Raw genomic sequence first — 7710 nt, 5'->3', positions numbered from 1 at the left:
CGCCACCCCTCATGCATGTCACTCGTCGTGCGCCGCTACGCGCCCTGACCGCCCGGCCAGTCCGCGAGGCGTACCGCCCAGCCTCCCGTGCGCAGTTCGTCGGCGAGGGCGCGGGCCCGGACGGGCAGCACCGCGAGCCGGGCCCGGCCCATGAGCTGATCGGAGGAGTGCTCTATGTCGATGTCCTCGATGTTCACGTCGGCCTGCGCCGCATCCGACAGCAGCCGCGCAAGCTCTCCCGGGCTGTCGCCCACGGAGACCTCCACGGCCGCGAAGCCGGCGTCCGGCACACCGTGCTTGCCCGGAATCCCCGCGCGTCCGTCCACGCCCAGCTGGAGCAGCTCGACCAGCTCCGCCGCTCCCTCGGCGGCCGCCTCGCCCCGCCGTTCGACGCTCCGCAGCGCTCCGACCACCGCCGCCGCGTCCGAGGCGAGCGCCTCCAACACGTCGGCCACCGGACCGGCGTTCGCCGTCAGGATGTCCGTCCACAGGGCGGGGCTGCCCGCCGCCGTCCTGGTGACATCGCGCAGCCCCTGCCCGGCCAGCCGCAGAGCGGACTCGCTGCCCTGAAGCAGCCGGGCCGCGGTGAGGCTCGCCACGAGATGCGGGACGTGCGAGACGAGCGCCACCGCGCGGTCGTGGACTTCGGCATCGAGCAGCACCGGCGTGGCACCGCACAGGGACACCAGCTCCAAAGCGCAGTTCAGCGCGGGATCGCTGGTGTGCTCGGTGGGGACCAGCACCCACGGCCGGCCCTCGAAGAGATCAGCCCGCGCCGCAAGGGGCCCCGACCGCTCCCCGCCGGCCAGCGGATGCCCGCCCACCACGGCGGTCAGCTCGCAGCCCAGCGCCTCGATCTCCCGGCCCGGCAGACCCTTCACACTGGCCACGTCCGTGTAGAAGCGGGCCGTCCCCTGCTTCTGCAGGCCGGCCAGGACCGGGGCCACCTGCACGGGAGGAACCGCGAGTACGGCGACGTCCGCCACTCCCGGCGGTTCCTGAGCCCGCCCGGCGCCGAGCGCCTCGGCCGTGTGCAAGGCGGTGGGATCACTGTCGAGCAGATAGGTGTCGACACCCCGCCGCCGCAGCGCCAGTGCGACGGACGTACCGACCAGACCAGTCCCCACTATGACCGCAGAGCGCATACGCCACCCCAATTCCCCGATGGGCTCCCCTCGGGAGCCCGACGTCGATCCGATGCCACGTCAACCGAGCCGGCGGGCGACGAGGGCGGCGAACCTCTCCAGCCCCAGGTCGATCTGTTCCTCGGTGACCAGGCTGAAGGACAGCCGGATCTGATGGGTCGCCGCAGGATCCGAGCTGAAATAGCACATCGGCGTCCACAGGACACCGTGGTCGCGGGCGGAGATCTCCAGCAGCTTGTCGTCGGCAGGGAAAGGCACGCTCACCACGAGGAAGAACCCTCCCCGCGGCACATTCCAGCTCACCCCCGAGCCTCCGCCGGGCGGGAAGTGCTGGGACAGACCGGCCAGCAGCCGCTCCAGATGGCCCCGGTACACCGCGATCTCGCGCTCGTTGGCCCCGTACAGGTCGCAGCCGTGCGCCAGGAGCTTGCCCGCGATCACCGCCTGGGCGATGGGCGAGGTGTTCACCGTCAGCATGCTCTTGATCTTCGACAGCTGGTCGGCCAGCAGACCGACCCGGCCGTCGGCCTCGGCCACCGACTGATCGGCGACCAGGTAGCCGATCCGGGCGCCGGGCAGACCGGTCTTGGCGAACGACCCCAGATACACAACCCGGCGCCGCGTGTCGAGCGCCTTCAGTGTCGGCAGCCGTACTCCGTCGGCACTGAAGTAGCCGTACGGATTGTCCTCCAGGAGCAGCAGGTCCTCCCGCTCTGCGAGGTCCAGCAGCGCGTGCCGCGTCTCCAGGTCGAGGCTGACCCCCGACGGGTTGGAGAAGTCCGTCACCAGGTAGCAGGCCCGCGGCCGCAGCCCGCGCGCCCGCGCCTCGCGTACGACCGACGTGAGACTGTCCAGGTCCACCCCACGAGGTCCGCCCACCACGTCCAGGACCGGCATGTCCACGAGCCGGGCGGCCCCCGCCAGGCCCACGTAGCTCGGCGACACCGCGAGAACGACGTCCCTGTCGTCCGCACGCAGCGCCCGCAGCACCAGGAACATCGCCTCCTGGCACCCGACGGTGACCACCACGGACTCGGGATCGGCCGAGATGCCCTCGTCCACCTCCAGATGGCGGGCGATCAGTTCGTGCACGATGCCCTTGGTGCGCCCGTACTGGAAGAGCGTCCGGCGCACCTGGGCGTCGTCGTAGCCCTTCTCCTCCTTGAGATACCGCTCGAAACGCCGCAGGTAGTCGTGGACGAGCGAGGTGTCCCAGAACCCCTCGAAGGGACGGCCAGGCGCGAACGACACCGCGTCCGGAAACCGCTGGGCGATCTCGTTGAGGAAGTTCATCGAGCCCAACGCCTGGTCCTCGAGCGAGCCGTGCAGCACCGACGTGTGCAGCTGCGCCCCCTCCTGCGGACCGGGTTCGCTCCCGCTCGACTGTCGAGGAAGATCTGAAGTCACCACAGAACCGCCCCTCCGCCGCCCTCCGTGTCGCCGCCCAACGGCCCCCGCACGGTACGTAGGTGCCGCGCCTCACCCACCTCGCGGCACCCCGCCAGCCCGAGGGCGTCGCGCAGCTCGTCCGCCAGCAGACCGAGCACGCCGCGTGCGCCCTCCGCACCCCCGGCGGCGAGCCCCCACAACAGCGGACGCCCGACGAGCACTCCGCTCGCCCCCGACGCCAGCGCCTTCAGCACGTCGGTCCCGCTGCGGATCCCACTGTCCAGGAGCACCTCGCAGCGCCCGTCCACAGCGGCACACACCGCTGCGAGGGCGTCGATGCTCGCCACCGCGCCGTCCAGCTGCCGCCCGCCGTGGTTGGAGACGATCACGGCGTCCGCCCCGCACTCCACCGCCCGTACGGCGTCCGCCGGATCGAGCAGCCCCTTCACGATCAGCGGCAACCGGGTACGGCGCCTCAGCTCCTCGAGATCCCGCCAGCTCAGCGACGGGGCGAACGCGATGCTCGTGTGCGCCGCGAGGGCCGAGCTGCCCGAGGTCGCCCGGTGGGCCGCGGTCGCCGTGCCCGCCGTGAGGTTGGCGGCCACGACATCGTCCGGCAGCGCGAAGCCGTTGCGCATGTCACGCAGCCTGCGGCCCATCCACGGAACGTCCACCGTGAGCATCACGGCGGCGCAGCCGGCCTCCTCCGCCCTGCGTACCAGGTCGAACGAGAGGGCGCGGTCGCGCAGCCAGTAGAGCTGGAACCAGGTCGTCGCCCCGACCTCGGCCACCCGCTCCAGCGGGAAACTGCTCAAAGTGCCCACGGTGAAGGGAATCCCGGCCTCCTTCGCCGCACGCGCCGCCGCGAGCTCGCCTTCCGGGTGCACCAGCTTCTGGTAGCCGATGGGGGCGGTGGCCACCGGCATGGCCACCCGACGTCCGAGCAACGTCGTGCCGGTGTCGCACTCCGACACGTCCCGCAGGGCCCGCGGCACGATCCGGATCCGGTCGAGGGCGGCCCGGTTGCCGGCGAGCGTGCGCTCTCCGCCGCTCCCGCCCGCCACGAAGTCCCGTACCTCGGCGGGGAGTACGTCGGCGGCGGCCCGCTCGACGTCACCGAGGCAGACAGCGACGCTGGGGAGCGGGCCGTCGGCGGGGCCCGCGACGGGGGCGAGGCCATGGATCGTCACCGGGACCGGCCGTTCTCCCGCTGCCGCTCCAGTTCCACGGCCTCGTACAGGGCCTTGATGTTGGAGGAGCCGAACGTCTTCGCTCCGAGCCGTTCGATGACCTCGAAGAAGAGGGTGCGCCGTGCGTGCGTCGCGCGCGTGAAGATCTGGAACAGCTGACCGCCGTGGTCCTCGTCGACGAGGATGTTCAGCTCTCTCAGCGCGTCCAGGCCGTGCCTGCGCAGCTCCACCCGCTGTCCGAGCAGTTCATAGTAGGTCGACGGAGTGCTGAGGAACTCCACTCCGCGGCCGCCCAGGGTGCGCACCGAGCGGGCGGCGTCGTCGCTGGAGAACGCGATGTGCTGCACTCCCGAGCCGTCGTGGTTCTTGAGGAACTCGTCGATCTGCCCCGGGTCGGCCTGCGGGTCGGGCTGGATGACGGTGAACGTGATGTCGCCGGACCGGCTCTGCACCACCTTCGACATCATCGCCTGCGAGCCGACGACGATACGTTCCTCGAAGATCTCCGTGAAACCGAGGGCCTGCTGGTAGTACGTGATCGTCTCGTTCAGCTCGCCGATGTTCACGCACACGGCGAAGTGGTCGATCTCGAGGAGCCCCGGGTGGCCGGCAGCGGACGCGGGCCCGGCGTCGTGCGCGTAGGAGCCGACCGCGACGAAGCCCGCGGGGAGTCCGAGTGGGTCCTCGCCGTCGCGCTGCACCAGGCTGTGCACCACGTCACCGAACCCGGACACGGTCGCGGTGGCGACCACTCCGGGGCCCTGGTGGCGCACCGGTTCCTCGATCGGACGGGCACCGTGCGCCAAGGCGTGGGCGAAGACCGCCGCCACGTCCGCGGTCCGCAGGGCGATGCGTGCCACACCGTCCCCGTGGGAGTGGACGTAGGCGGAGGCGGGGTGTTCGTCGCCGGTGCCCTCCGTCAGAACCAGCACGATCCGGCCCTGGCGCAGGGCGACGCTGCGGAACCCCTGCTCCGGGGAGCCGGCGGTGCCGATGACGGCGAATCCGTACTCGCCCGTCCAGTCGGCGACCTTGCGGTCAAGGTCCTCGACGTAGAGTTCCACGTGGTCCAGCCGGAGGTCCTCGACTGGTGGACGGTCGTCCCGCACCTCGTCACGACGGCCGGTGTTCGGTGTGTGGGTCATAGCGGCGGTGATCCTGTTCTTCCGGGGACGAGGCGGGCAGGGGGGACGAGGCGGGCAGGAGGGACGTCGGCGGGCGCCATCGGGTGACGTTTGGCGATGTCGGGCGACTTTTGGCGATGTCGGGCGACTTTTGGCGACGTTGGATCGGGAGGAGAGGGCGGGGCGGTCCGCGTGGCCGGGCTCAGTCGGACATCGCGACCAGGATTCGGCGCGCACCGGTGAAGGGCCGCCGACCGTGCGCCAACAGCACGTTGTCGATGAGCAGGAGATCCCCGGTCCGCCAGTCGACGTCCACGGCGGCCTCCAGCCCCTTGTCCCGCACCTCGATCACGTACTCGGCTGGAATCGGACTCCCGTCGGCGAACCTGACGGACTGGGGGAGTTCCTCCTCGGGGAGGATCTGGGCGAGTTCGGCGGCCATGTCGTCGCCAAGGGCGGCCGGATGCCACTGGTCGGACTGGTTGAACCACACCTCGGCCCCCGTCACCGGGTGGCGCACGGTGGACGGCCGGACCTGGGTCACCCGTAGACCGCCGTCCCCCAGCCACTCCCACTCGGCCTCCGTGCCCTTGAGGAACGCCTCGACCTCGGCCCGGTCACCGGTCTCGAACGTGTCCTGCCAGCTCTTGCCGAGGCCCGCTCCGCCATGGAGGTTCTGCGTGTAGCGCACACCGCCGACGAAGGCCTCACGGATCTCGGGGGCCAGCGACTCCAGCCAGGTCACACCGTCGACAACCGGGGTGGCGCCACCGGTGGCGGGTTCCTGCGCGGCGAAGAAGAGCAGCCGCGACGGCCAGGCATAGGCGTACGAGAGTTCGTTGTGCATGGAGATCGTCAGTTCGGACGGGTATTCCGTCGAGGTGTAGACATTGCTGCCCACCTTGCTGCGCGGGGAGTTCCCGTGCACATACGCGAGCCGAGTGGGCAGCAGGAGGTCCATCACCGGATCGAGGGCTCCCTCGTCCACCTGGAAGCCGCGGAAGACCAACGCCTTCTCACGGATGAGCATCTCGCTGATCCGCTCCTTGTCACTGACGAATTCCGCGAGCCCGGCGGGCGTCGCCTCGACATCGGCGCTCTCCGCGGTGATCTCCAGCGGCTGCCAGTCGCGGTGCTGACTCATGGAGCCTCGATTCTTTGTTGTCGGGGTGAGTTAGCAGGGTGAGTTGGTGGGAGGAACTGGGAAGGAGGAGCTGTAGCAGCGGGAATTCAAGGGACTTGGCGGAAGAACTCCACGATGCTCTTGTTCACGGCCTCCGGGTCCTCCAGATATCCGAAGTGGCCGCAGCCGGCGATGAGTTCGAACGTGGCTCTCGGAATGGCCTCGGCGACTTCCCGCCCCAGTTCGGAAGGTGTCACCAAGTCGTCCTGGAAAGCGATGACATGGCAGGGAACCGATATCCCGCGATAGGCGTCGAGACGCGCCGGTTCGGGATCGAGCGTCATGTGCACCCGCTCCCCGGGGCCGGTACCGGACGTAGCTTCGAGGACGTCCAGCCAGTCGCTGACGGAGACGTCGTCCGCGAGGGTGCGAGGAGACAGGTTCCGCATGGCCTGGACCACCGCGTCGAACCGCGGCGGCAGCACCACCCCTGAGTCGTAGAGCTCGATTTCCGCCGCGCTCAGCGCCCGTCGCATGGCGTCCACCCGCCCCCTGGTGGCCATGAGAACCGTCTGGCGAACCAGCTGTGGATGCAGCAGGGCCAGCTCCTGGACCACGTATGCGCCCATGGACGTGCCCACGAGACGGCACGCGCCGAGCTCCAGATGCTCGATCAGACCGACGAGATCACGTACGAGATCCTGCACCGTGAAGCCCTCGGCGCAGACATCGGTCGGCGGAATGCCACGGTTGTCGAAGGTGATGACCCGGTACCCCGCGGCCGTCAGGGCCGGGACCTGATGCAGATGCCAGGCCCGGCCAGAGGTTCCCGACCCCATGACGAGGACGACGGGCTCACCGGGACCACCGGAGTCGGTGTAATTCAGGTTTATTCCGTTCACGGGAATGATGGGCATGACGCTCTCCTCCGGCTTCGGTTCAGGATCGATTTCGCTGTCGACTCGGTTGCGCGTCCACTCGGTCCGGGGCTATGCGTCCCATTCCGCTTGGAGCCGGTCGAGTTCTTCCTGACTGAGACCGGTGAGCGAGGCATCCGCGTCGAATTCCGCGACGGTAGGCGCGACTTCGGTGAACTGCGCGGCCGCCGCCAGCGCCGCGACGGTCCTGTGCTCGAAGACGTCCCGCACGGTGAACACCGTGCCCATGCTCCGCGCCTGCGCGACGAGTTGCAGGGAACGGATGCTGTCCCCGCCGAGGTCGAAGAAGCTGTCGTCGATGCCGACCCGGCCGACGCCGAGGACGTCGGCGAACAGGTCGCAGAGAGCTTCCTCTTGGGGGGTGCGCGGGGCGCGCCCGGTGGTGTGGGCGGTGGGGTCGGGGTCGGGCAGGGCTTTGCGGTCGAGTTTGCCGTTGGCGGTCAGTGGGAGGGCGTCGAGGGTGACGAACGCTGCGGGGAGCATGTAGTCGGGCAGGGTCTGGGCGAGGTGGGTGCGCAGGTCCTGGGCGGGCACGGGAGTGCCGGTGGTGTAGGCGATCAGACGGTCGTCACGGACGATCACAGCGGCCTGGGTGAGGTGGGGGTGGCTGGTCAGGGCGGTCTGGATCTCGCCGAGTTCGATGCGGAAGCCGCGGAGTTTGACCTGGTCGTCGGCGCGTCGCAGGTATTCCAGGTCCCCTCCGGCCGTCCAGCGGGCCACATCCCCGGTGCGGTACATGCGGGTGCCGGGCGGGCCGTAGGGGTCGGCGAGGAAGCGTTCGGCGGTCAGGGCGGGCCGGTT

At 70.0% G+C, this 7710-nt stretch carries 7 protein-coding genes; all 7 read right to left on the bottom strand.

All coding sequences use genetic code 11. From position 1 onward, the window contains the following. Nucleotides 1–35: 35 nt before the first annotated feature. Entirely contained in the window at nt 36–1145 is a 1110-nt protein-coding gene (locus ACFWWR_RS48090) for a prephenate dehydrogenase (RefSeq protein ID WP_383878239.1), read from the bottom strand. Nucleotides 1146–1205: 60 nt separating this feature from the next. Next, nucleotides 1206–2552, bottom strand: coding sequence for a PLP-dependent aminotransferase family protein (locus ACFWWR_RS48085; protein WP_383878237.1), 1347 nt, complete (start codon nt 2550–2552; stop codon nt 1206–1208). Next, nucleotides 2549–3718, bottom strand: a complete 1170-nt coding sequence (locus tag ACFWWR_RS48080) for an alpha-hydroxy acid oxidase (protein WP_384310699.1) — start codon at nt 3716–3718, stop codon at nt 2549–2551. The genes ACFWWR_RS48085 and ACFWWR_RS48080 overlap by 4 nt, the downstream gene beginning before the upstream one ends. A 2-nt stretch (nt 3719–3720) precedes the next feature. Further along, nucleotides 3721–4869 carry a 4-hydroxyphenylpyruvate dioxygenase gene (gene hppD, locus ACFWWR_RS48075; protein WP_383878233.1) on the bottom strand — a complete coding sequence of 383 codons (1149 nt, stop codon included), beginning with the start codon at nt 4867–4869 and terminating at the stop codon, nt 3721–3723. A 181-nt stretch (nt 4870–5050) separates the two neighbouring features. Continuing rightward, nucleotides 5051–5992: a TauD/TfdA family dioxygenase gene (locus ACFWWR_RS48070; protein WP_383878231.1), complete on the bottom strand. Its 942-nt coding sequence runs from the start codon at nt 5990–5992 to the stop codon at nt 5051–5053. Nucleotides 5993–6078: 86 nt separating this feature from the next. Then, complete coding sequence (locus ACFWWR_RS48065) at nt 6079–6888, bottom strand: alpha/beta fold hydrolase (RefSeq protein ID WP_384310697.1); 810 nt, start codon at nt 6886–6888, stop codon at nt 6079–6081. Nucleotides 6889–6960: 72 nt separating this feature from the next. Then, a partial coding sequence (locus ACFWWR_RS48060) for a phosphopantetheine-binding protein (RefSeq protein WP_384310696.1) occupies nt 6961–7710 on the bottom strand: 750 nt, incomplete at its 5' end.

The organism is Streptomyces sp. NPDC058678, assembly GCF_042714835.1.
GTDB lineage: Bacteria > Actinomycetota > Actinomycetes > Streptomycetales > Streptomycetaceae > Streptomyces.
The sequence above is the reverse complement of the archived record's forward strand: the minus strand, read 5'-3'. Positions and strand labels throughout refer to the sequence as shown.